Below are 21,688 nucleotides of genomic sequence, written 5' to 3' on the forward strand. Positions count from 1 at the left end.
CAGGGGGCGGCCCCGATGAAACGCCGCCGCATGTGGGCACAGGGGCTGGCCGGCGCGGCCGCCGCGACACTGCTTTTCGCCACGGGCGCGTGGGGCGCGTTCGCGCTCGCCTACCGCGCTCCGGGGCCGCGCGGCGTCAGGCTGGCGGTCGCCATCGCCTGGATGGCGGGTTGCGTGCTGCTCTGGGCTGCCTGGCTCGGGATGGGCGAGGACCGCGCCGCCGCGATTTTCGTCGCCGCCTATGCGGCACTGCTGCTGTGGTGGGGAACGATCCGGCCGAGCAACGACCGCGTCTGGGCCGACGACGTGGCGCGGCTGCTCTCGGGCGAAGTGGCCGGTTCGCACGTGACGCTGCGCAACGTGCGCGACTTCACCTGGCGCTCGGACACCGACTACGACATCCGCTGGGAAACGCGCGAGTACGATCTCGACCGGCTGGTGCGCGTGGATGCCGTCCTGTCCTATTGGGCGAGCGAGGCGATCGCCCACGCGATGCTTTCGTTCGGCTTCGACGATGGACGGCACGTCGTGTTCTCGGTGGAGATTCGGCGCAAGCGCGGCGAGGCGTTCTCCGAGGTCGGCGGGTTCTTCCGCCAGTTCGAACTCGTGCTCGTCGCCGCGGACGAACACGACATCGTGCGCGTGCGAACCAATGTGCGTGGCGAGGACGATTACCTCTTTCCGTTGCGCATGCCGCAGGAGGCCATGCGCTCGCTTTTCGTCTCCTACGTCGAGGCGGCGAACGGACTGGTCCGCCGGCCACGGTTCTACAACACGGTCACGTCGAACTGCACCACCATCGTCTATCGCATGGCGAGGCGCATCGACGGCGCCCTGCCGTTCGACCTGCGCCTGCTGCTCACCGGCTACCTGCCGGAATACTTCGCGGAGAACGGCACCCTGGACGAACGCTTTTCGGTCGACGAATGGCGACGCTTCGGCCGCATCACGGAGCGGGCGAGGGCGACCGGCCCGGGGGACGATTTCTCCCGCGCCATCCGCGTCGGCATTCCGCCGGCCTATTCGCCGCCGTCGGGCGATTCCACCGTGTAGCCCTTCGCGCGCAGGGCGGCGAGGTAGCCGTCCCCGCTGAGCAGGTCGTCGATGGGCACGATGGCGACGACCTGCGTGTTCGCCGCCATCGCCTCGTCCACGGTGGCGAGCCAGCGCTCGCGCACGGCCTTCGGCACGTCGGCGAGGCCGATGCGCTGCGCGACGCCGCCTTCGGTGACGGCGTTCATGCACGTGATCAGCTGCGCGGCCCGCCGGTCGTCGCGGAGGGCGGCGAGGTCGCCGGTGGCCCAGGCGTTCGCGCGGGCGGTCATGTCGGCGAGCTGCGGCTCGATGTTCTGCACGCTCTGGGCGAAGCACGAGACGTCGTCGAGCGTGGATTTCTTGAACGCCTTCACGGCGGCCCGTGGATCGTCGACGAGGAGGGTGTATTCGACGGGAATCTGCTTCACACCGTGCTTCTGCGCGAGGTCCGTGACCGCGCGCGTGATCTGGCCCGACTTCGCGAGGCCCGTCTTCTTCACGGCGCTCTTGTAGAGCTCCAGCGCGGCGAAGATCGGGCGATAGCGCTCCACCCGACGATCGTCGCCGATGTAGCGCGCCTTGACCTCGAGCCAGCGGGCATAGACGTCCGGCGGCACGGTTTCCTGCAGCGTCGCGCCGTCCGGCGCGTTGCGCACGCCGATGAGCGAGGGCAGGAGGACGAGCTTGCCGAAGAATCCGACGTTGGGCTTGATCTCCACGTGCGGCGGCAGGAGCAGCGCGCCCGAGTGCGCGAGGGCGTCGTCGATCTCGTCCGTCTTCCAGGTCATCCCGCGGGGAATGGGCGTGAGGCTGCCGAGGATGAGCAGCGTGTGCCCGCCCCGCGTCGCGCGCCACAATCCGGGCCCGGGCTGGACGCCGCTCACGGTGACCGCGTCCAGTGTCGGGATGGTGGGGGGCGTGTCCTGCGCAAAAGCCGTGGCAGGCAGCACGATGAGGCAGGCGAGGAGGGCGAGGACGATGCGGTTCATGCGCGGAGTCTAGGGCCGCCGCCTCGCGAGCGGAATTCCCCGATCACCGGTCGCTCGCCGCCCGTTCACGCTGGTTCCGGATGATCGAGGCATCGCCACTCGGAGAACCATGGGATGAAGATCGGCATCATCGGCGCGGGGAACATCGGCGGGACGCTGGCGCGACGGTTTCGCGAGCTCGGCCACGAGGTGCTCATCGCCAATTCGCGGGGGCCGGAGACGCTCACGGTCATCGAGCGGGACACCGGCGCGGTCGCGGTGACCGCGCACGAGGCGGCTCGCGGTGGCGACGTCGTCGTGATCACGATCCCCGAATCGAAGATTCCTGCGCTCCCGTCGGACCTGTTCGACGGCGTGCCCGACACGACCGTCGTCGTCGACACCGGCAACTACTATCCCCGGGAGCGTGACGGACGCATCTCGGCGATCGAGGAGGGCATGACCGAGAGCCGCTGGGTCGCGGACCAGCTCGGCCGACCGGTCGTCAAGGCGTTCAACACCATCGAGGCGGCGCACCTGGGGAGCAAGGGCAAGCCGTCGACGACGGATGGGCGCATCGCCCTGCCGGTCGCGGGCGACGACGCCAACGCAAAGGCGACTGTGCTCCGGCTCGTCGATCAGCTGGGCTTCGATGGCGTCGACGCGGGCACGCTCGACGAATCGTGGCGCCAGCAGCCCGGCTCGCCGGTGTACGGCGCGGATCGTGAACTGGAGGGCGTCCGCCAGGGCCTGCTCGACGCGACACGTGAGCGACAACCCGCATGGCGCGCCACGGCGGCAAGCCCGGGAAGCTATGACGCGCCGCGCTGAACGAATGTCGTGATTGCCGCGTGAAGGATCGGCAAACGCGGAATTCCGTTGTGGGCGCGAAGGGATACGGATAATCTTGCCCCCTTGAGGCAACCGCCGCGTGGTCTTCCTGTCGGCTCGACCGAAGGCTTGCGTACTTTCTGAGGTTACCCACCTTTCCATGGCTCTGGTGATCTACGACATCCCTTTCGCGCCCGATCTGGCCGGCCTCTGGCATGTGCAGATGAACGGCGTGCCGACGGAGAACTTCGAATCGCGCGTCGCCGCCATCGCTTACGCCGTTCAGCAGTCCAAGCTTCTGGGTGGCCAGAACGGCGTGCAGACGCTGGTCTCCGTCGAAGGTGCCGATGGCATGTGGCGCGAGTTCGAATCGAACGCCAAGCGTCCCGTCGGAGGCATGCAGTAGCGCTGCACGCCACGTTGATGCGCGATGCATACGATGGGATGAGGTAAGGAGGATCAACCCACCCATGGCGCATCGCAAGATCGGTTATTTCGACGTGGAAGGCACCTGCTACGTGGCCAAGCCGGGCCGCTGGCGTGGCAAGTACGTCATCAGCGAGGACGGTGAGGAAGTCGCCGAGCACCTGTGCAAGACGCTGCACGAGGATGAGGAGCAAGCGTGTCAGGAAGGCTTGACCCTCGGGATCACCGCGGCTCGCCAGCTGATGAAGGAACGCGAGGGTTTCGATCCCGGCGAAGAGTAGAATCGGTCGGATGACCGAACTCGAAGACCGCTTCCGCGACGACCTCGCGCGCCTGGCCACGGCGACCATGCCCTTCGGCAAGTTCAAGGGCAGGGCGGTGGCCGATCTGCCCGGCAACTACCTGGCGTGGTTCGCGCGCGAAGGCTTCCCGCCCGGCGAGCTCGGCAGGCTGCTCGCACTGATGCTCGAGCTCGATCACAACGGTCTGCGCCGTCTGCTCGACCCGCTGCGGAAACCCTCGCGAACACCGACCGTCCGACCGTAGACCGCGGCGTGACAAGTCGTCATACCGGGGCACGCCGGTATCCACGTCCTCGGTAAACGGTTTTCGCAAGGCGTCACACACCGGAATGTCATCGCGGATACCGAACACCTCGCCGTGGACCCCGGCGTGCGCCGGGGCGACGAACCGTCATACCGGCGTACGCCGGTATCCACGTCCTCGGTAAACGGTTTTCGCGAGGCGTCACACGCCGGAAACGTCATCGCGACAACCGAACGCCCCGCCGCAGAACACGGCGTGACGAACCGTCATACCGGCGCACGCCGGCATCCACGTCCCCGGTTCAGGGCTTCCGCAAGGCGTCACACGCCGGAAATCTCATCGCGACAACCGAACGCCCCGCCGCAGAGCTCGGGGTGACGAACCGTCATACCGGCGCACGCCGGTATCCACGTCCTCGGTTCACGGTGTTCGCGAGGCGGCACACGAGTCAGTACGTCGCCGCGACCTGCATAGCGCGTGCCACGTGCACGAGCGAAAGATATTCCGAATGGCCGATGGTGCGGCCCGTTTACGCGGCGTAAGTTTTCCTTGCGTCCCTGTGAATGAAGCGTTGCATCGCTCGTCCGCAGCCACGCGAAAAGTCCCAGCCCCACTCCCCTAAGGCTCCGGAGACTCACCATGAATAAGACATCGCACAAGGCGCTCCGGCGTCACGGGCTCGCATTGTCCATCGCCGCCGCGATCGCCTGCGGCAACGCCGCCACCGCGCAGGATGCGCCGCCGTCGCCGGCCCCGGCCGCACCCCAGGCCGCCCCCGACGCCCAGAAGACGACCGACCTCACGGCGATCACCGTGACGGGTTCGGCATTGCCGCGCATCGACGTCGAGACGCCGTCGCCGGTGCAGACCATCTCCGCCGACCAGATCCAGAAGAGCGGCCTGAACACCGTCTCCGATGTCGTCCGTGCCATCTCGGCGGATAACAGCGGTTCGATCCCCGCGTCGTTCACCGCCGGCTTCGCGGCGGGTTCGTCGGGCGTCGCGCTGCGCGGCCTGACGGTCAACTCGACGCTTGTCCTCATCGACGGGCGCCGCGCGGCCAGCTACCCGCTCGCCGACGACGGCCAGCGTTCGTTCGTCGACCTCAACACGATTCCGTCGAACGCCATCGAACGCATCGAGGTGCTCAAGGACGGCGCGTCGTCGCTGTACGGTGCCGACGCCATCGCGGGCGTGGTGAACATCATCCTGCGCCCTGGTTACCAGGGCACGGAGTTCACCGCCGAGGCAGGTACGTCGCAACATGGTGGCGGCACGACGAAGCGCGCGACGGTGCTCTTCGGCGGCGGCGACCTCGACAAGGATGGCTGGAACGCCTACATGAGCGCGGAGTACCAGCGCGACGAACGCATCATGACCCGGGATCGCGGCTATCCCTACAACACGGCGGACATCCGTCGCAGCGGGGGCAACAACCTCATCGGCGGCCAGCCGTCGCAGAACTCCGGCTCCATCTACGGCAGCGTGACGCCCGGCACCCTGTCACGTCCGGGCGACGTCACCTCCGGCGTCCCCGATCCCGACGGCGTGGCGCAGCCGCTGCGTCCGTGCGGTTCGCTCGGCACGCTGGTGACGGACGACCCCGCGAATCCCGGCAGTTACTGCTCGCAGAACTTCGCGCGCTACGCGGCCATCCAGCCGACGACCGATCGCAAGGGCATCTATGGACGCTTCACGCTGAAGGTTTCGGACACGACCAAGGCGTACATCGCGGCCAGCTACTACGAGGTCAAGACGACCTTCCCCGGCGCGCCGGCGCAGATCCAGGCAGGGACCCCGCGCAACACCAACTCCATCGCGCTGCCAGCGACGCTGCCCGATGGCTCGCTCAACCCGAACAATCCGTTCGCGGCTAGCGGACAGGCGGCGCTGATCAACTATGCGTTTCCCAGCGCGCTGGCCAGCGGCGAGAACGACAACCACAACCTGCGCATCGTCGGTGGCATGAACGGGCGGTGGGGCGAGTGGAGCTGGGACACGGCGCTGGTGTTGAACCATTCGTCGCTGGATACGCGGCTCAATGGGTTTCTCAACTACGACCGGCTGATCGATGTCGTCACGAACGGTACGTACAACTTCCTCGATCCTTCGGCGAATTCGCGTGCGCTGCTCCAGTCGCTGTCGCCGCAGCTGAAGAAGACCTCGACCAGCGACCTGCAGTCGATCGACTTCCATGTGACGCGTCCCCTGATGGACCTTGGCGGCGGTTCCCTCGGCTTGGCGACGGGCATCGACGTGCGCCACGAAGAGCAGGACGATCCCGACCTCAACCCGAATCTCGCGGCGCAGGGCCTGGGCATCGCGCACGTGAAGGGCGATCGCACCGTCTCCGGCATCTACGTCGAGCTGGACGCGCCGTTCACCGAGTCGTTGGAAGTGGACGTGTCGGGTCGCTACGACCACTACTCCGACTTCGGCAACAACTTCTCGCCCAAGATCGGCGTGAAGTGGAAGCCGATCGAGGAGCTGGCGCTACGTGGCACGTTCTCGAAGGGCTTCCGCGCGCCGAGCTTCGCCGAGAACGGCTCGAGCGAGGCGGAAGGTTTCGCCACGTACACACCGCCGGCGGAATTCCAGGAGCTGCACGGCAACAGCGGCTACGTGCAGCCGTACGGCCTCGGGTTCCTCACGCGCGCGAATCCGGACATCAAGCCGGAGCGTTCGAAGAGCTGGACCTTCGGCGTGCTGTACCAGCCGACGCCCGACCTGAGCGCGTCGCTGGATTACTACCGGATCAAGAAGACGGGCGTGATCGCGCAGCAGAGCGCGAGCGCGGTGCTCGACGCGTACTATGCCGGCCTGCCGCTGCCCGCGGGCTCGGCGATCGTGCAGGACGTGCCGGATCCGGCCGCACCCGACGCGCTGCCGAGGCCGCTCGTCGTCGCGGCGCCGTACGTGAACCAGAACGCGCTGGAAACCAAGGGCCTCGACCTCAACCTGAAGGCCGGGTACGACTTCAGCGAGAACGTCCGCTTCACCAGCGAACTGAACCTCACGAAGATCATCAGCTGGCGGCTCACGCTGGAGGACGGCACGAAGCTGCAGTTCGTCGGCACGCACGGTCCGTACGGTCTCTCGTCGGGTGCCGGTACCCCGCGTTATCGCGGGTCGTGGGCGAACAGCATCCAGTTCGGCAAGGCGACGATCACCGGCACGCTGTATTACACCAGCGGCATCAAGCTGACCGCGCCCGACATCACCGAAGGCTGCTTCTCCACCAACACGGACACCGGCGCGAACGTTCCTTCCAACTGCCGGATGGCGTCGTTCACCGACTTCGACCTGACCGGTCGCTACGACATCACGGACAAGGTCGCGATCACGGGCTCCGTCATGAACGTCTTCGACAAGAAGGCGCCCTTCGACCCGCTCAACTATGCCGCGCTCAATTACAACCCGACGTACGCGCAGAACGGCGTCGTCGGACGCTTCTTCACGCTGGGCGTAAGGGTGAAGCTGTGATCGCCTCGGCATCGAGGACGTCGACGCCGTCCGCGCGGATCGCGATGGCGCCCGCGGCGCGGAGTTTTGCCAGCATGCGGGTGACCGTCGCGGCGCTCATGCCGAGGTAGGAGCCGATGTCCTCGCGCGACATCGGAAGCGGAACGAACGTCGCCGGTCCCTCGATGCGCCGGCGGCGTTCCACCAGGTCGGCGAGGAAGCCACGCAGGCGCTCGGCGGCGGGGCCGTCGGGGCACGGGGGCTCCACGTGGCGCTCGCGGCGGCGCAGCGCCCGAAGGTACCGTGCCGCGGTGCCGCCGTGTTCGCACAGCGCGTCGGTGGCGGCGCGGGGAAAGCGGCAGAACCAGGTCTTGCCGACGGCCACCACCGATGCGCCGTGCGTCTGGGAACGGGCCACGTCCAGCGCGAACAGTTCGCCCGGCAGATGGAACGCGACCACCCGTCCGGCGGCCACGGTCATCGCGAGTCCGGAGAGCACCGCGAAAGCCGCGCGGTGGGGCGCTTCCGGCTGCACGAGCCGGTCGCCGTCGAAGAACGGACCCACGCGCTCGACGGAGGGGCGCATCGCGAGCAGCGCGGGCTCCTCGCTTCGCGTCGCATCGCAGCGGTGCGCGTGCCGGCAGGCGTCGTTGCAGCTTGGCGGACGGGGTGTCGTCGATGGGCGTTCCGGGAGCACGGTCATTCCTCGCGCTGCGTTGGACCCATTGTAGGAGCCGGAGCCGGCACGCTCCGGACTCGTCAGGGCGATGCGCCGTTATGCCGCATGCCGTCCCGACCCGGTGGGTGTCTTGACGCGGTCATGCAATTGCCGTAGTTACAACGCTTGGGGGAATTCAGTACAGGGGGCCGTAGAGGCCATGGCACGTCGATCCACGTTCTACCGTTCGACCGTTCGTTTCCAGGAACCGAGCCATCCGGCAGGGGGCGCCGCATGACCGCGCCGATGGACGACTCCGTCAGTCCGCTGCTGCCCGAGGGCTTCGTCCCCGGGAGCGTCGCGCCTTTCATGATGCGCTATGGCACGGGCTTCCTGCTCGCCATGCAGCGCGCGGCCGTGGCACACGACGCCGCCCGGTCGCCGGACGAGACCGAACCCGCCTAACGCGCCGCTGGCTGCGACGAGGGTGCGCGCGCGCCGTCGTCCGGCTCGTCGCCTGCGGGACCACCCTTGTGGATCGCGCCCACCACGAAGATCGCGATCATCGCGACGATGAGGGCGATCACGGCGTAGTAGCGCGAACGGTTCATCCTTCGATCCTCCAGGCGTGCCGCGAGTGTCCCCGGCATAGGGTCAAGGGAATGGAAGACCGGCGTTAGGACGCCGTCCGGAGCAGTTCGGCGATGGAGCCGGTCAGTGCCTGCAAGGAGAACGGCTTGCTGAGCAGGGCCGTCCGCTCGGGCAAGTGGGGCGTATCCGCGAAGGCGTCCCATGCGTAGCCGGTGATGTAGAGCACCGGGACCCGGGGATGCATCTCGCGCATGGCGCGGGCGAGCTGGTGTCCGTCCATGCCCGGGAGGCCGATGTCGGTGACCAGGATGTCGGGTGTCCTGCCTGCGTGCAGCTTTCCGAGCGCTTCGGAGGCGTCCGCGCACGCATCGACCTCGTAGCCGCTTTCCTCGAGCACCTCGCACGCGATCGAGCGCAGCATCTGCTCGTCTTCCACGAGCAGGACGCGGCGGCCCGAGCCATCCTGCCGTTCGACGTCATGGGTGTGCGCGACGGAAGCCTCGCCGAGGTGTCGCGGAAGCCAGAGGCTCACGGTCGTTCCCGCGCCCGGCCTGGAGTCGATGATGGCGCGACCACCCGTCTGTCGCGCGAAGCCGTCCACCATCGAGAGCCCCAGCCCTGTTCCCTGTCCGATCGCCTTCGTCGTGAAGAAGGGATCGAAGGCCTTTTCGGCGGTGGCCCGGGACATGCCTGTGCCGGTGTCGGTGACCGAGACGACCACGTAATCGGCCGCACCGTCGCCGATGTCCGTGCAGGGGGCGTTGCGCGTGACGATGCCCAGCTGGCCGCCTTGCGGCATGGCATCGCGCGCGTTGATGGCGAGGTTGAGGATCGCGCTCTCCAGCTGGCTCGCGTCGGACAGCGTGCGCCAGAGGTCGGACTGCGTGCGCAGTACGATCGACACCTGCTCGCCCAGCAGGGGGCGAAGGAGCAGGTCGAGACCGCGGACGATCAGGTTCGCGTCCACGTCGGACAGCGAGAGCGCCTGTTGCCGTGAGTACGCGAGCAGCCGGTGCGTCAGCCCCGCGGCGCGTTTCACCGCGCCGGCCGCGGCGTCGAGCATGCGCTGGACGTTGTCGGCGCGGCCACCCGCCAGCCGTTCGCTGACGACTTCGATGGCGCCGCCGATGCCGCCCAGGATGTTGTTGAAATCGTGCGCGATGCCGCCCGTCAGCCGGCCCAGCGCTTCCAGCTTCTGCGCATGTCGCCACTGGTCTTCCATTTCGCGACGGCGCTCGACATCGCGGCCCATGGCGTACACGACGTCGCCGTCGGGTACACAGGTCCAAGCGAACCAGCGGTAGCTGCCGTCGTGGGCGCGGATGCGTACTTCCAGATCCTCCACGACATCGCCGTCGAGCAGTTGGGATACGGCGTCGGTCGCGCGCGCCAGGTCGTCGGGATGGACCAGTTCCTCGAAGCCCATGCCGACGACATCGGCGAGGTCGTGTCCCAACTCGTTCGCCCAGGCCGGATTCACGTTACGGTAGTGGCCGTCGCGCCCCATCACCACGTACAGGTCGCGCGAGATGGCCCAGAGCTGGTCGCGCTCACGCGTCCGCGCATCGATCTCGCGTTCGAGCGACGCGTTCAGCTCGCGCAGCGCCACGGCCGACCGCACGCCTCGCGTGGTCTCGTTGGTCACCGCCACCATGCCGAAGATCCGGCCCTCCTCGTCGCGCAGGGGCGCGTACGAGAAGGTCCACCAGGTGTCCTCGGGAAAGCCATACCGGGTCATCGTCAGGGGCAGGTCGCGATGCATGCTGCCCCGGCCCGCCATGGCGGCGTCGACATGTTCCGACACGGCGTCCCATACGTCGCCCCACAGTTCGTCGAAGCGACGTCCGATGGCGCCGTGCAGGCGGTGACCGAGGATCGGCCGATACGGATCGTTGAAAAAGAACAGCTGGCCGGGCTCGACGGAAATGAACATCGGCTGGGGAGTGTCCATCATCGTCGCGAGCATGCTGCGCAGCGCGGCGGGCCAGCCTTCGACCGCACCCAGCGGCGTGCCGCTCCACGGGAACGCGCGGATCTCGCCGGCCGTCGGCGAATCGACCGGCAGGAACGCGAATGGATCGGAGCGTGTCGGCTCGGACATGCTCAGGGCCTGAACGACGCCACCGGCCCCGACACCTGCTGGCCGCGTTCCCACACCGCATGGATGCTGGTGGTGGCCTCGATGTCTTTCGACGGATCGTCGTCGAGCACGACGAAGTCCGCGCGTTTGCCGTTGGCGAGGACGCCTCGATCGTCCAGGCGGAGCAGGGCGGCCGCGCGCTGCGTCGCCACGTGTATGGCCTGTAGCGGCGTGAGGCCGGCGTCGACCATGAGCGCGAGCTCGCGATGTTCCGCGACGCCCGGAATGCGCAAGGGCATGGCGCCCGCGTCGGTGCCGAAGCCGATGTTCACGCCCGCGTCGTAGAGCGTCTTGAGGTTCTTCAGGTTGACCTGGAGGGCGTCTTCGTCCGTCTTCGTCGCGCCGTCGCCCTGGACCCGGTCGCGCCAGGCGGCATCGGCGAACTGGCGCGCGAGGTCCGGCTGCACGGCGTGCGTGAAGAAGGGGCGGTCCATCCAAGCGGGATGCCGGGCATAGATGTACGCGGCCTCGTTGAGGTCGAGGGTGGCGATGTACCACGTGCCGTGGCGCTTCATCGCCTCGACGAAGCCCGCGTCCACGGGTTGGTCGCGCACGCCATGCGCGAGGATGTCGACGCCGTCGTCGACCAGGCGGCGCGCGTCCTCCAGGTAATAGACGTGCGCGGCGACGCGCAATCCTTTCGCGTGCGCCTCGGCGATAACCGCGCGCCAGATCTCCGGCTTCATCTTCACCGGGAGGCTGCCGTTGAAGTCGTCGAGCCAGATCTTGATCAGGTCCGTGCCGCGGTCGGCGGCCGCGTCCACGGCGGCCCGCGCCTGATCCGGCGTCTCGGGGCGGTCGAGCTGGTCCGGTCCCGCCTTCATCATCTTCGCGGGCGGCGCGCCGTTCGGCACGCCGATGCCGCGGTCGGCGCCGAAGAGGTCGGAGCCCGGGGCCTTGCCGGCATGCAGTTCGGCGCGCAACGGATAAAACACGGCTGGCACGTTCACGCCGAGGGAGGTGACCGTGGTCACCCCATAGGCCTGCCACTGCTTCAGCTGGCGCAGGATGTTGTCGCGGTTGTAGAGCGCGGGCAGGCCGCTGCGCGTGCCGTCGACCGAACCGACGTGCGAATGATCGGAGACGATGCCCGGGATGATCGTCTTGCCCGTGTAATCGACCACCTTCGTATCGGCGGGCATCTTCGCGCGCAGGCCCGGGCCCATGAGGGAGATCCGGTCGCCGTTGATCACCAGGGTCACGTCGCGCATCGGCGCCGCGCCGGTGCCGTCGATCACCGTCGCGCCGCGGATCACGGTGGCGGCATGCGTGCCGCCCGCCGCCGCGAGTGCGAGGAAAAGGAGGGTGGGACGAAGTCGGGACATGGTGTTTCCTTCGACGGGGACCGTGCCGGAATAATGCACGACCTGCGAAGGCGATGTCGTTGCGAAAATACTCGTGTCGCCGTTGTCACGCTCGATCCACGTTCCCGCACCGACCCTTGGCGCAAATCCACGCGAGGGAGGGACATCGCATGAACGACGAGAACACCCCGGTCACCGGCAAGCAACGAGGCGCCATCGGCTACATCCTGCTCTGGATCCTTGGCATTCCCATTCCGGTGCTGCTGCTGATCTTCCTGCTTCGCGGTTGCACGTGACGCGTAAGCCGTAGGAGCGCACCTGAGCGCGATGGGGGAATGCGGCAAGCCCCCAATCGCGCCCAGGTGCGCTCCTACCAGGCAAGAAAAAGCCGCGGGAGCCTGGGCTCCCGCGGCTTTCTTCATCAATGGCGACGATCGGCGTCGCGCGCCTTGTCGGCGGCCTTGCCCACTTCCTTCTGGACCTTGCCGGCGTTCTTTTCGATGTTGCCGGCCGCCTGCTTCGCATGGTCGCCGGTGACCTTGCCGACCACTTCCTTCACGGCGCCCTTGACCTCGTGTTTCATGCCTTCGGTGCGGTTCTTGTCCATGGTGTTCTCCTGTCTGGTTCTGCGTCGTTCGCAGGGTGCCGATGTAAGAGGGTGCGGGCTTACAGGAACGTGAAGCGCATGTGCGCCGTCGTTCACCCGCCTTTCAATGGCGCGGGATAGTTCGAGGCCTTCAGCAGGCCCGCGAGATGGGCGGCGTTGGACGCGAGCGTCTCGATCGTCTTGGCGACGTTCTCCGGCGTCTCCTTCAGGTCGATGTAATTCGTCGAGCCCATCGCCTCGCCGACCCAGTACGCGGAACTTCCCGCCGGGATGGTGAACCCGAAGTCGGCGAGACCCTGGTAGAGCTCGGCCGAGACGTGGTGCGCGCCGTCTTCGTTGCCGACGACGCCGACCATCGCCACCTTGCCGAAGGTCGGGTATCGCCCGTCGTCGCCGATGTCGCCGAGGATCGCGTCGAGCCGTTCCAGCACGCGCTTCGCGATGCTCGAGGGCTGCCCGACCCAGATCGGCGTGACCATCACCAGGATGTCGCTGGCCATGATCCGCTCGCGCACCTTCGGCCATTCATCGCCACCGCCTTCGTCGTGGCTCACGCCGGGCTTGATGTCGAGGTCCGCGAGGCGAAGGCTCTCGGTCTCAACGCCGCGCTTCTTCAGGGCATCGAACAACTGGTCGAGCAGCTTCTGCGACGAGGACGGCTTCGGCGACGGCGCGAGCGTGCAGTTGAGTCCAAGGGCTTTGAGCGTCATGACGGTCTCTCCGGCAAAACACCGATCGTCAGAGCACGTCCGTGCAACCGGCGTCGCGGGAAAGTGCATAAGCGATGGGCGGATCCCGCTACGATGGCGCCATGTTCCCGTTACCCAAGACGGCCACCGCGCCGTTCTGCCCGTCCGAAGTGGCGGGCTCCATCGTCGTCCCCGCCGACCTGCCATGGTGGAAGAAGGCGCTCCGGTTCGCGGGGCCCGGGCTGCTCGTGTCCGTCGGCTACATGGATCCCGGCAACTGGGCGACCGACATCGAAGCCGGTTCGCGCTTCGGTTATCGCCTGCTCTTCGTCGTGTTGCTCTCGAGCCTGGCGGCGATGATGCTCCAGTGCCTCGCCGCGCGCCTCGGCATCGCCACGCAGAAGGACCTCGCGCGCCTGTCGAGCGAGCGCTATCCGAAAGCCGTCGGGCGCCTCCAGTGGGTCTTCGCCGAGATATCCATCATCTCGTGCGACCTCGCGGAAGTACTCGGCAGCGCGCTCGCCTTCAAGCTGCTCTTCGGCGTGTCGCTGCCGGTCGGCGTGGCGCTGACGGCGCTGGACACCTTCATCGTGCTCGGGCTGCAGGGCAGGGGCTTCCGTCGCGTCGAGGCGATCATCCTCGGGCTCGTCGGCACGATCGGCATCTGCTTCGTCGTGCAGCTGTTCCTCGTCGGGCCGGACTGGGCGCAGGTCGCCGCGGGCTTCGTGCCGTCCCTGCATGCGGTCTCCACGCAGGAGCCGCTCTACCTCGCGATCGGCATCCTCGGCGCGACGATCATGCCGCACAACCTCTACCTGCATTCGTCCGTCGTGCAGACGCGCGCGGTGACCGGTATCCAGGGCAAGCGCGACGCGATCCGCCTGACGCGCGTCGACACCATCGGCTCGCTGAGCCTCGCCCTGCTGATCAACGCGGCGATCCTGATCGTCTCTGCCGCCGCGTTCCACGGCACGGGACGCACGGACGTCGCGGACATCGGCGACGCCTACGAGTTGCTCGCGCCCATCGCGGGTACGACCGTCGCCGCCGTGGCCTTCGCCATCGGCCTCTTCGCGTCGGGCCAGAGCTCGACGTTCACGGGGACGATCGCCGGCCAGGTGATCATGGACGGCTTCCTGCACTGGAAGCTGCCGTGCTGGCAGCGTCGTCTGATCACGCGCGGTCTTGCGATCGTTCCCGCCTTCATCGGCGTGGTGACCATGGGCGACCGCGCCATCGGCGAGCTGCTGATCGCGAGCCAGGTGGTGCTGAGCATCCAGCTCCCGTTCGCGATGTATCCGCTCATCCGTTTCACGGACGACCGCGCATTGATGGGGGATTTCGCCAACACTCGCCTGGTGTCGGTCGCCGCATGGCTGCTGTTCGTCGTGATCTCGTGCGCCAACGTCTGGCTGGTGGCGCAGGTGTTCGGGTTGGCGTGACGCCGGACAGACGGATACATCACACATCCCCGCGCAGTCTCATCGCCGACGACACCTATGGCGACCCACGCGATGCAAAGCCCACTCGTACCCGAGACACCCGGCCGCTCGCCGGTGATTCCCGACGAAACCCCGACGCGGCCGCGCCCCGAGATGCCCGGCGAGAACCCCTCGATCGACCGGCCCCAGGACCGTCCGGCCCACCCGGATACGCCGGAAGACGACGGCACGCCGCCGGCCGAGGCCCCCGAGGCGCTCGCGATCCGCATTCCCTGAGTCCACCGGCACGGAGGAGAATGAAACCATGCCTGAGAAGAAAACCACCGCCAGGGCACGCAAGGACAAGCGCGAAGGAAAGTCGGCCTCGACGCAGGCCGGCGAGTACGTCCGCGAGGAGATCGAGCACGTTCGCGAAGGCAAGCACGGCGCGCGCTCGGCGAAGCAGGCTATCGCCATCGGCCTCTCGAAGGCCAGGCGGGATGGCGTGAAGGCGAAGCCGTCGAAGACGGCCAGCAAGGCCACGAAGAAGAAGGCGACCCAGGATTCGCGCGCCGCGACGAAGAAGGCCGCGACGAAGAAGGCCACGGCGAAGAAGGCCACGGCGAAGAAGGCCACGGCGAAGAAATCCGCGAGCCGCAAGACCGCTACGAAGAAGACAGCCGCGCGGAAAGCGACGGCGAAACGCGCCACGGCGAAGAAGTCGGCCACGCGTTCGCAGGCGAGCACCCGCGCGCTCAAGCGGGAAGGGAGTTCGTCGGTCTCGAAGCGTGCCCTTTCGGCGCAGGGCCGGAAGAGCGCGGCGAAGCGCACGGCCTCCAGTCGATCGGCCGCGGCGAAGAAGGCGGCACGGACGAAGGGCGCGTCGGTGAGGAAGACGGCCGCCCGGAAGGCGGCGAAAACGCGGGCGCGCAAGGCGTCCTGACAACGAAAGGCCCGCCGTCAGGCGGGCCTTTGGTGCGCGAGGTCGGTCTGGGTCAGACCGCGTCGCTGCTCAGACGGCTGGCGACTTCGCCCAGCCAGTCGTAGCCATCCATCTCGCCACCGAAGAGGTCGAAACCGCTGTTGGCTTCGGCACGGTTGCCGGTAGCCAGTTCGTAGGTCGAGATGCCGAATTCGTTACGCAGTTCGTTCATGGTCGTTTCTCCCAGTCGCAATGACCGGTTGCATCGATTCTCTGGCGCCAGCGCCGCCGGTCTCTGGCGTGGCGTGGACCTTACGCCGCCGGGATCTTCCAAGAAAGACGCGCCGGGGATCTGGTCCGTTTCGTTTGGTGAACAATCGGTTCGTTAGTCTTTCGTCACGCCGTTACAGGACCGAATTTCTGAACTACCGAGTTTCGTTAAGCCCTTTTGTATGGGCGCCCCATGGGTTTACAAGGGCTCGCAAGGAACAAAAGGTTCGACAGCGGTTGTAAGCAAAAGGTTCAAAGAAATTCCCGATCGGCGTGATCGGTGTCCTCGATCGGATCCTTACCGTGGGCTTTCGTTCGCCGCTTGGGGGGTATCCGTTAACCCTAGTTTAACTCAGCTGGGTCGGTTTCGCCAATGCGCGGCCGTATGGGCCCTTCGCCCCATGGGCGCGGGTGGCTAGAATCGGCGGTCCGGCCGGTCCGCGAACCGGCATCGCCATACCTATCGTCCAAGGGAAAACCACCATGAAGTCTCGTGCCGCCGTCGCCTGGGAAGCCGGAAAGCCGCTGTCGATCGAGGAGATCGACGTCCAGGGACCCAAGGCTGGCGAGGTGCTGGTCCGCATCGTCGCGACCGGCGTGTGCCATACCGACCTGTTCACGCTGTCGGGCGCCGACCCGGAGGGCGCGTTCCCGGTCATCCTCGGGCACGAGGGCGGCGGCATCGTCGAGGAGGTGGGCGAGGGCGTCACCACGCTGAAGCCGGGCGATCACGTCATTCCGCTGTACACGCCCGAGTGCGGCGAGTGCAGCTTCTGCCGCTCGGGCAAGACCAACCTGTGCCAGAAGATCCGCGTGACCCAGGGCAAGGGCCTGATGCCGGACGGGACGTCCCGGTTCTCGCAGGGCGGCCGGCAGCTCCTGCATTACATGGGAACCAGCACCTTCAGCGAATACACCGTGCTTCCGGAGATTTCGCTGGCGAAGATCGACAAGGCGGCCCCGCTGGACAAGGTCTGCCTGCTGGGCTGCGGTATCACGACCGGCATCGGCGCCGTGCTCAATACCGCGAAGGTCGAGCCGGGTTCGACGGTCGCCGTCTTCGGCATGGGCGGCATCGGCCTGTCCGTGGTGCAGGGCGCCGTGATGGCGAAGGCCTCGCGCATCATCGTCGTGGACACCAACCCGTCCAAGTTCGAGATGGCGAAGATGCTCGGCGCGACCGACTTCGTGAACCCGCGCGATTACCCGGACACCCCGATCCAGCAGGTCATTGTCGACCTCACGGATGGCGGCGTCGACTACTCGTTCGAGTGCATCGGCAACGTGGACGTGATGCGCGCCGCGCTCGAGTGCTGCCACAAGGGCTGGGGCGAGTCGATCATCATCGGCGTGGCCGGCGCGGGACAGGAGATCCGCACTCGTCCGTTCCAGCTGGTGACGGGCCGCGTCTGGCGCGGTTCGGCCTTCGGCGGCGTGAAGGGCCGCAGCGAACTGCCCGGCTACGTCGACCGCTACATGGGTGGCGAGATCAAGATCGACCCGATGATCACGTATACGATGGGGCTGGACGACATCAACCGCGCCTTCGACCTCATGCACGAGGGCAAGGCCATCCGCTCCGTCATCATCTATTGAGCCCTTCGATGAACGAAACGATCGACCTGATCCGCCGCTACTACGACGCCTTCAACCGCGGCGACTGGGCGGGCATGCTGGCGCTGCTCGACGAGCACGTGGCGCACGACATCAACCAGGGCGGCCGGGAAACCGGTCGCGACCGCTTCGGCGCTTTCCTGCAGCGCATGAACGTGAGCTACAGCGAGCAGCTGAGGAACATCGTCGTCATGGCGAACGCGGACGGCACCCGCGCCGCCGCCGAGTACGTCGTGCACGGCGAGTACAAGGCCACCGACGAGGGCCTCCCGCTCGCCCAGGGGCAGTCGTACGTGTTGCCGGGTGGCGCGTTCTTCGACGTGGCCGGCGGTCGCATCACGCGCATCAGCAACTACTACAACCTCGAGGACTGGCTGGCGCAGGTGCGTCGCGTCGAAGTGGACTGACGCCTTGAACGCCGGGATGGCGGGCCGCAGGTCTCATGCTTCCGACCCGTCATCCGCAAAGGCGTCGCATGGCCTGGACCAACCCGTACTACGACCCGTCGAAGCCGCATCACACACCGGAAGGGTTCCGTAACCCCGAGCCGGAGACGCGGGGGCAGGGGGATCTCCAGCGCTGGCGGCGCGAGCGCAAGGAGCAGCGCCTCCCCCGTGCGCCCGAGGAGGGCTACGAGGCGTTCTCGCGTCGCTGGTGGCAACGCGCCACGTTCGACGGCGCGGGCGACGCGGCCTGGTGGCTCGGCCATGCCACGATGCTCGTGCGCCACGGCGGTGTCACGGTGCTGACCGATCCCGTCCTCGGCCGTCGCGCCTCCCCGCTGTCGTTCGCGGGCCCCCTGCGGCGGACCGCGGCACCCGTGGACGTGGCGGGGCTGCCCCCGATCGACGTCGTGGCGATTTCGCACAATCACTACGATCACCTCGACGCCGCGACCGTGCGAGCGCTGGCCCGCCGCTTCCCGCGGGCGCTGTTCCTCGTGCCGCTCGGCCTGAAACGCTGGTTCGCGCGGCGCGGCATCGAGAACGTCCGGGAACTCGACTGGTGGGACAGCACGGACGTCGGCGGCGCGACGTTCACGTTCGTTCCGGCGCGTCACTGGAGCGCGCGCACGCTGTGGAACCGCAACCGTTCGCTATGGGGCGGTTGGGTAATGGCGTGTGACGGGTTCCGCTTCTGGTTCGCTGGCGACACCGGCTACTCGGAACGGCTCGCCGAGATCGGCGAGCGCATGGGACCCATCGACCTCGCCGCGGTGCCGATCGGGGCCTACGCGCCGCGCTGGTTCATGCGCGCGCAGCACGTCGACCCGGCGGAGGCCGTGCAGCTGCATCGCGAGGTCGGCGTCCGCCGCTCCATCGCGATCCACTGGGGTGCCTTCGAGCTGGCCGACGACGCGCTGGACGAGCCGCCGCGGTTGCTCGGCGGGGCGCTGGACGCGGCGGGCATGTCGCGCGACGAATTCCTGCTGCTCAACATCGGCGGCCGAATTGCGCTCTAATGACGCCCTTCCTCTCCTCCGGTTTCCCCGCCCATGCCGTTCCATGAATTCCGCCTCGAGGGCGACTACGTCGAGCTGAACCTGCTGCTGAAGCTCACCGGCATCGCGTCGAGCGGCGGCGAGGGCAAGCACCTGGTCGCCGACGGCCTGGTTTCCGTCGACGGCGCCGTCGAGCTGCGCAAGACGTACAAGGTGCGAGCGGGGCAGGTGGTCACGATCGGCGACGAGGAAATCAGCGTGCTGCCCGAGCAGGATTGATCGGCGCGGCGGTTCGTCCGCGATGGTTTCGCTAGAATAGCCGGCTCACCGATACCCAGAGGTTCGCCGCGTTGTCCGCCGGTACCGCTTCCGATGACGCGCTCAACGCGCTGTTCGTGCCGTTCGCCACCGGCGACCTCGCCTGGCCGGCGGACGGCGGCGTGCTGATCCTGCGCGCGCGCGACGGCTTCGCCTTGCGCGAAGCGCGACGCCCGGGATGGACGCTGCAGCAGTCGTTCCTGCCGGCGGCGGATGCGCTCGAGCGCTCGGGCTTCACCACCACGGCGGAGATCCCCGAGGGCCGCTTCCGCCTCGTGTTGGTGCTGCCCACGCGGCAGCGCGAGGAGTCGCGCGCGTTGTTCGCGCAGGCGATGGCGCACGTCGATTCGAAGGGCATCGTCGTCGCCAGCGTGCCGAACGCCGAAGGCGCGAAGACGGCCGAAGCCGACCTCGCCCTGCTGGCCGGCGGCGTGTCGAATCTCTCCAAGCACAAGTGCCGCGTGTTCTGGACGCGGCCCGGCGCGACGCCCGATCCGACGCTGCTCGAGCGCTGGCTGGCGCTGGACGAGCCGTTGCCGATCGACGGCGGTCGCTTCGTCGGTCGCCGCGGCCTGTTCGCCTGGGACCGCGTCGATCGCGCCTCGGCGCTCCTGACGAGCGTACTGCCGGACGATCTCGCCGGCAGGGCGGCGGACCTCGGCGCAGGATTCGGCTACCTCGCATGCACGCTCGTCGAACGCTGCGCCGGCATCGCCGCGGTCGATCTCTACGAGGCCGAAGCGCGTGCCCTCGGGCCGGCACGCACGAACATCGCGGCGTCGGTCGCGAGGACGGGCCGGGACATCGCGACATCGGTGCGCTGGCACGACGTGACGCAGGGCATCGACGCGGGCTACGACGTGATCGTCTCCAATCCACCGTTCCACCAGGGACGCGCCGACGATCCGGCACTCGGCCGCGCGTTCATCGCCGCCGCCGCGAAGGGACTTACGGCGCGCGGCCGGTTCTGGATGGTGGCCAATCGTCATCTCGCCTATGAAGCGACGCTCGACGCGTGCTTCGCCAGCGTGCGCACGGTGATCGAAAAGGACGGCTTCAAGGTCGTCGAAGCAAGGGGACCCCGCCGATGAAACTCGTACGCCTCCTCGCGAACCTCGGCTATGGCAGCCGTCGTCAGGTCGCGGACATGTTCCGCGAAGGCGCGGTCACCGACGCCACCGGCGAGGTGCTTTATGCCGACGACAAGCGGGAGCATGCCGACGTGCGCGTCGACGGCACGCCGCTCGATCCGCCGCAGGGCATGCTCCTGATGCTGCACAAGCCCGTGGGCTACACGTGCTCGCGCAAGGACGCCGGCCGGCTGGTGTACGAACTCCTGCCGCCGCGTTTTTCCGCGCGCAATCCGGTGCTCTCGACCGTGGGACGCCTCGACCGCGATACCTCCGGCCTCCTGCTGTTCACCGACGACGGCCAGCTCCTGCACCGGATCATCTCGCCGAAGGCCTCGGTGTCGAAGGTCTATGAGGCGACGCTCGCGAACGACCTGCGCGGCGACGAAGGCGCGACGTTCGCCGCCGGCACGCTGATGCTCGACGGCGAGACGGATCCGCTGGAGCCCGCGCGCCTCGACGTGCTCGGCCCGCGCCGCGCGCGCCTGACGCTCACAGAGGGTCGCTATCATCAGGTCCGCCGCATGTTCGCCGCGGTCGGCAACCACGTGGAGACCCTCGAGCGCGTGGCGGTGGGCGGTCTGTCCCTCGACGGCCTCCCGCCAGGCGAGTGGCGCCTGCTCGACGCCGACGACACGGCCCGCATCTTCCAGCCGCCCGGCTGAGTCGCGCATCGACAGGGCGCGCGCTTCCGCACCGTGCGCCGCTTTTGTTATGGACGCGTCGTGCACACCCGATGCAGTATCGGGAAGTCTTTCGACCCCAAGGAGTGTGCAAGATGAAACGAATCGCCGTCGCCCTGGCCGGGCTCGTGGTCTGCGTCGCCGCCCAGGCCGCCGAGAAGAGCGTGGTCGTGCCCCTGACCCTCGTCACCGCCGACGGTGCGGGCGCCTCGGTCGGCAAGGTCACCGTGACCGAGAGCGCCGGTGGCCTCGTCTTCACGCCCGACCTGAAGGGCCTGCCGCCCGGTGAGCATGGCTTCCACCTGCACGAGAAGCCGAGCTGCGCTCCGGGCGAGAAGGACGGCAAGAAGGGCGCGGCGCTCGCCGCCGGCGGCCATTACGACCCGAACAAGACGGGCAAGCACGAAGGCCCGGATTCGACGGCCGGCCATGAGGGCGACCTGCCGAAGATCACCGTGGGTGCCGACGGCACGGACACCACGGCCGTCACCGCGCCGAACCTGAAGTCGCTCGCCACGCTCAAGGGCCACGCGCTGATGATCCACGCGGGCGGCGACAATTACTCCGACAAGCCCGAAGCCCTCGGCGGCGGCGGTGCCCGCATCGCCTGCGGCGTCGTCAAGTAAGGAAGC

General features: G+C 67.8%; 25 protein-coding genes and 1 pseudogene. 18 read left to right on the plus strand and 8 right to left on the minus strand.

Features of this window, described 5'->3' with window-relative positions; genetic code table 11:
• Positions 1-15: 15 nt before the first annotated feature.
• Entirely contained in the window at positions 16-1,053 is a 1,038-nt protein-coding gene (locus BMW54_RS03265) for an Lnb N-terminal periplasmic domain-containing protein (protein ID WP_254779034.1), read from the plus strand.
• Here the strand turns inward: BMW54_RS03265 and BMW54_RS03270 are convergent.
• Positions 1,020-2,024 (minus strand): TraB/GumN family protein, encoded by a 1,005-nt coding sequence (locus tag BMW54_RS03270; RefSeq protein ID WP_090052951.1) that lies wholly within the window; start codon positions 2,022-2,024, stop codon positions 1,020-1,022. The two genes, BMW54_RS03265 and BMW54_RS03270, sit on opposite strands and share 34 nt — an antisense overlap.
• Before the next feature lie 102 nt (positions 2,025-2,126).
• Between BMW54_RS03270 and BMW54_RS03275 the strand changes: the two are divergent.
• The 5 genes and pseudogenes from BMW54_RS03275 to BMW54_RS03295 all read left to right on the plus strand — a co-directional run.
• Positions 2,127-2,834 (plus strand): annotated as a pseudogene (locus BMW54_RS03275) (NAD(P)-binding domain-containing protein); the annotation flags it as partial.
• Between the two features lie 160 nt (positions 2,835-2,994).
• Positions 2,995-3,240 (plus strand): DUF2188 domain-containing protein, encoded by a 246-nt coding sequence (locus BMW54_RS03280; protein ID WP_090052954.1) that lies wholly within the window; start codon positions 2,995-2,997, stop codon positions 3,238-3,240.
• Positions 3,241-3,304: 64 nt separating this feature from the next.
• A complete protein-coding gene (locus tag BMW54_RS03285; RefSeq protein WP_090052955.1) occupies positions 3,305-3,541 on the plus strand; it encodes a hypothetical protein in 237 nt (78 codons plus the stop codon).
• A 10-nt stretch (positions 3,542-3,551) separates the two neighbouring features.
• A complete protein-coding gene (locus BMW54_RS03290; protein WP_090052957.1) occupies positions 3,552-3,806 on the plus strand; it encodes a DUF3820 family protein in 255 nt (84 codons plus the stop codon).
• Between the two features lie 639 nt (positions 3,807-4,445).
• Positions 4,446-7,289 carry a TonB-dependent receptor gene (locus BMW54_RS03295; protein WP_090052958.1) on the plus strand — a complete coding sequence of 948 codons (2,844 nt, stop codon included), beginning with the start codon at positions 4,446-4,448 and terminating at the stop codon, positions 7,287-7,289.
• Here the strand turns inward: BMW54_RS03295 and BMW54_RS03300 are convergent.
• On the minus strand, positions 7,261-7,965 hold the full coding sequence (locus tag BMW54_RS03300; protein WP_175472742.1) for a Crp/Fnr family transcriptional regulator: 705 nt from the start codon (positions 7,963-7,965) through the stop codon (positions 7,261-7,263). The genes BMW54_RS03295 and BMW54_RS03300 overlap by 29 nt on opposite strands.
• 255 nt (positions 7,966-8,220) lie before the next feature.
• Here BMW54_RS03300 and BMW54_RS18695 point away from each other — a divergent pair, with 255 nt between their 5' ends.
• Complete coding sequence (locus BMW54_RS18695) at positions 8,221-8,391, plus strand: hypothetical protein (protein WP_175472743.1); 171 nt, start codon at positions 8,221-8,223, stop codon at positions 8,389-8,391.
• On the opposite strand, the gene BMW54_RS18700 is transcribed toward BMW54_RS18695, so the two are convergent.
• The 3 genes from BMW54_RS18700 to BMW54_RS03310 form a co-directional block, all read right to left on the minus strand.
• A complete protein-coding gene (locus BMW54_RS18700) occupies positions 8,388-8,537 on the minus strand; it encodes a hypothetical protein (protein WP_175472744.1) in 150 nt (49 codons plus the stop codon). The two genes, BMW54_RS18695 and BMW54_RS18700, sit on opposite strands and share 4 nt — an antisense overlap.
• 65 nt (positions 8,538-8,602) lie before the next feature.
• Positions 8,603-10,618, minus strand: a complete 2,016-nt coding sequence (locus BMW54_RS03305) for a hybrid sensor histidine kinase/response regulator (RefSeq protein ID WP_090052962.1) — start codon at positions 10,616-10,618, stop codon at positions 8,603-8,605.
• A 2-nt stretch (positions 10,619-10,620) separates the two neighbouring features.
• Positions 10,621-11,982 carry an amidohydrolase family protein gene (locus tag BMW54_RS03310; RefSeq protein WP_090052963.1) on the minus strand — a complete coding sequence of 454 codons (1,362 nt, stop codon included), beginning with the start codon at positions 11,980-11,982 and terminating at the stop codon, positions 10,621-10,623.
• A 149-nt stretch (positions 11,983-12,131) separates the two neighbouring features.
• Between BMW54_RS03310 and BMW54_RS19105 the strand changes: the two genes are divergently transcribed.
• The gene (locus BMW54_RS19105) at positions 12,132-12,257 is read left to right on the plus strand and encodes a hypothetical protein (protein WP_256374571.1); all 126 of its coding nucleotides are present in this window, start codon (positions 12,132-12,134) and stop codon (positions 12,255-12,257) included.
• Between the two features lie 125 nt (positions 12,258-12,382).
• On the opposite strand, the gene BMW54_RS03315 is transcribed toward BMW54_RS19105, so the two are convergent.
• Both BMW54_RS03315 and BMW54_RS03320 read right to left on the minus strand, forming a co-directional pair.
• A complete protein-coding gene (locus BMW54_RS03315) occupies positions 12,383-12,568 on the minus strand; it encodes a CsbD family protein (protein ID WP_090052964.1) in 186 nt (61 codons plus the stop codon).
• A 92-nt stretch (positions 12,569-12,660) separates the two neighbouring features.
• Complete coding sequence (locus BMW54_RS03320) at positions 12,661-13,278, minus strand: flavodoxin family protein (protein WP_090052966.1); 618 nt, start codon at positions 13,276-13,278, stop codon at positions 12,661-12,663.
• A 101-nt stretch (positions 13,279-13,379) separates the two neighbouring features.
• Between BMW54_RS03320 and BMW54_RS03325 the strand changes: the two genes are divergently transcribed.
• From BMW54_RS03325 to BMW54_RS03330, 3 genes are all read left to right on the plus strand, one after another.
• Positions 13,380-14,699 (plus strand): Nramp family divalent metal transporter, encoded by a 1,320-nt coding sequence (locus BMW54_RS03325; RefSeq protein WP_090055646.1) that lies wholly within the window; start codon positions 13,380-13,382, stop codon positions 14,697-14,699.
• A 72-nt stretch (positions 14,700-14,771) separates the two neighbouring features.
• Positions 14,772-14,975, plus strand: coding sequence for a hypothetical protein (locus BMW54_RS18410; protein ID WP_139206024.1), 204 nt, complete (start codon positions 14,772-14,774; stop codon positions 14,973-14,975).
• Positions 14,976-15,003: 28 nt separating this feature from the next.
• Complete coding sequence (locus BMW54_RS03330; RefSeq protein ID WP_090052967.1) at positions 15,004-15,621, plus strand: DNA-binding protein; 618 nt, start codon at positions 15,004-15,006, stop codon at positions 15,619-15,621.
• A gap of 52 nt (positions 15,622-15,673) precedes the next feature.
• Here the strand turns inward: BMW54_RS03330 and BMW54_RS18705 are convergent, their stop codons facing one another.
• Positions 15,674-15,832, minus strand: a complete 159-nt coding sequence (locus tag BMW54_RS18705) for a hypothetical protein (protein WP_175472745.1) — start codon at positions 15,830-15,832, stop codon at positions 15,674-15,676.
• 521 nt (positions 15,833-16,353) lie between these two features.
• Here BMW54_RS18705 and BMW54_RS03335 point away from each other — a divergent pair.
• The 7 genes from BMW54_RS03335 to sodC all read left to right on the plus strand — a co-directional run bounded on the left by BMW54_RS03335 (position 16,354) and on the right by sodC (position 21,682).
• Complete coding sequence (locus tag BMW54_RS03335) at positions 16,354-17,466, plus strand: S-(hydroxymethyl)glutathione dehydrogenase/class III alcohol dehydrogenase (RefSeq protein ID WP_090052969.1); 1,113 nt, start codon at positions 16,354-16,356, stop codon at positions 17,464-17,466.
• Between the two features lie 8 nt (positions 17,467-17,474).
• A complete protein-coding gene (locus tag BMW54_RS03340; protein ID WP_090052971.1) occupies positions 17,475-17,891 on the plus strand; it encodes a ketosteroid isomerase-related protein in 417 nt (138 codons plus the stop codon).
• A gap of 68 nt (positions 17,892-17,959) precedes the next feature.
• Positions 17,960-18,946 (plus strand): MBL fold metallo-hydrolase, encoded by a 987-nt coding sequence (locus tag BMW54_RS03345; RefSeq protein WP_090052972.1) that lies wholly within the window; start codon positions 17,960-17,962, stop codon positions 18,944-18,946.
• A gap of 33 nt (positions 18,947-18,979) precedes the next feature.
• Positions 18,980-19,204: an RNA-binding S4 domain-containing protein gene (locus BMW54_RS03350; RefSeq protein WP_090052974.1), complete on the plus strand. Its 225-nt coding sequence runs from the start codon at positions 18,980-18,982 to the stop codon at positions 19,202-19,204.
• Between the two features lie 71 nt (positions 19,205-19,275).
• Positions 19,276-20,334 (plus strand): class I SAM-dependent methyltransferase, encoded by a 1,059-nt coding sequence (locus tag BMW54_RS03355; RefSeq protein WP_090052975.1) that lies wholly within the window; start codon positions 19,276-19,278, stop codon positions 20,332-20,334.
• Complete coding sequence (locus BMW54_RS03360) at positions 20,331-21,038, plus strand: pseudouridine synthase (RefSeq protein ID WP_090052977.1); 708 nt, start codon at positions 20,331-20,333, stop codon at positions 21,036-21,038. Before BMW54_RS03355 ends, BMW54_RS03360 begins: the two co-directional genes overlap by 4 nt.
• Positions 21,039-21,151: 113 nt before the next feature.
• Positions 21,152-21,682 (plus strand): superoxide dismutase family protein, encoded by a 531-nt coding sequence (gene sodC, locus BMW54_RS03365; protein ID WP_090052979.1) that lies wholly within the window; start codon positions 21,152-21,154, stop codon positions 21,680-21,682.
• Positions 21,683-21,688: the final 6 nt, after the last annotated feature.

Source organism: Luteibacter sp. 329MFSha, from assembly GCF_900111665.1.
Lineage (GTDB): Bacteria > Pseudomonadota > Gammaproteobacteria > Xanthomonadales > Rhodanobacteraceae > Luteibacter.

Excerpts from the sequence above, each read along its gene's own strand:
- BMW54_RS18695 (WP_175472743.1), top strand. The coding sequence starts at position 8,221 with ATGACCGCGCCGATGGACGACTCCGTCAGTCCGCTGCTGCCCGAGGGC.
- BMW54_RS03265 (WP_254779034.1), top strand. The coding sequence starts at position 16 with ATGAAACGCCGCCGCATGTGGGCACAGGGGCTGGCCGGCGCGGCCGCC.
- BMW54_RS03310 (WP_090052963.1), bottom strand. The coding sequence starts at position 11,982 with ATGTCCCGACTTCGTCCCACCCTCCTTTTCCTCGCACTCGCGGCGGCG.
- BMW54_RS03290 (WP_090052957.1), top strand. The coding sequence starts at position 3,552 with ATGACCGAACTCGAAGACCGCTTCCGCGACGACCTCGCGCGCCTGGCC.
- BMW54_RS03340 (WP_090052971.1), top strand. The coding sequence starts at position 17,475 with ATGAACGAAACGATCGACCTGATCCGCCGCTACTACGACGCCTTCAAC.
- BMW54_RS18705 (WP_175472745.1), bottom strand. The coding sequence starts at position 15,832 with ATGAACGAACTGCGTAACGAATTCGGCATCTCGACCTACGAACTGGCT.
- BMW54_RS19105 (WP_256374571.1), top strand. The coding sequence starts at position 12,132 with ATGAACGACGAGAACACCCCGGTCACCGGCAAGCAACGAGGCGCCATC.
- BMW54_RS03280 (WP_090052954.1), top strand. The coding sequence starts at position 2,995 with ATGGCTCTGGTGATCTACGACATCCCTTTCGCGCCCGATCTGGCCGGC.
- BMW54_RS03345 (WP_090052972.1), top strand. The coding sequence starts at position 17,960 with ATGGCCTGGACCAACCCGTACTACGACCCGTCGAAGCCGCATCACACA.
- BMW54_RS03285 (WP_090052955.1), top strand. The coding sequence starts at position 3,305 with ATGGCGCATCGCAAGATCGGTTATTTCGACGTGGAAGGCACCTGCTAC.
- BMW54_RS03320 (WP_090052966.1), bottom strand. The coding sequence starts at position 13,278 with ATGACGCTCAAAGCCCTTGGACTCAACTGCACGCTCGCGCCGTCGCCG.
- BMW54_RS03315 (WP_090052964.1), bottom strand. The coding sequence starts at position 12,568 with ATGGACAAGAACCGCACCGAAGGCATGAAACACGAGGTCAAGGGCGCC.
- BMW54_RS18700 (WP_175472744.1), bottom strand. The coding sequence starts at position 8,537 with ATGAACCGTTCGCGCTACTACGCCGTGATCGCCCTCATCGTCGCGATG.
- BMW54_RS03270 (WP_090052951.1), bottom strand. The coding sequence starts at position 2,024 with ATGAACCGCATCGTCCTCGCCCTCCTCGCCTGCCTCATCGTGCTGCCT.
- BMW54_RS03305 (WP_090052962.1), bottom strand. The coding sequence starts at position 10,618 with ATGTCCGAGCCGACACGCTCCGATCCATTCGCGTTCCTGCCGGTCGAT.
- BMW54_RS03350 (WP_090052974.1), top strand. The coding sequence starts at position 18,980 with ATGCCGTTCCATGAATTCCGCCTCGAGGGCGACTACGTCGAGCTGAAC.
- BMW54_RS03360 (WP_090052977.1), top strand. The coding sequence starts at position 20,331 with ATGAAACTCGTACGCCTCCTCGCGAACCTCGGCTATGGCAGCCGTCGT.
- BMW54_RS18410 (WP_139206024.1), top strand. The coding sequence starts at position 14,772 with ATGCAAAGCCCACTCGTACCCGAGACACCCGGCCGCTCGCCGGTGATT.
- BMW54_RS03295 (WP_090052958.1), top strand. The coding sequence starts at position 4,446 with ATGAATAAGACATCGCACAAGGCGCTCCGGCGTCACGGGCTCGCATTG.
- BMW54_RS03330 (WP_090052967.1), top strand. The coding sequence starts at position 15,004 with ATGCCTGAGAAGAAAACCACCGCCAGGGCACGCAAGGACAAGCGCGAA.
- BMW54_RS03335 (WP_090052969.1), top strand. The coding sequence starts at position 16,354 with ATGAAGTCTCGTGCCGCCGTCGCCTGGGAAGCCGGAAAGCCGCTGTCG.
- sodC (WP_090052979.1), top strand. The coding sequence starts at position 21,152 with ATGAAACGAATCGCCGTCGCCCTGGCCGGGCTCGTGGTCTGCGTCGCC.
- BMW54_RS03325 (WP_090055646.1), top strand. The coding sequence starts at position 13,380 with ATGTTCCCGTTACCCAAGACGGCCACCGCGCCGTTCTGCCCGTCCGAA.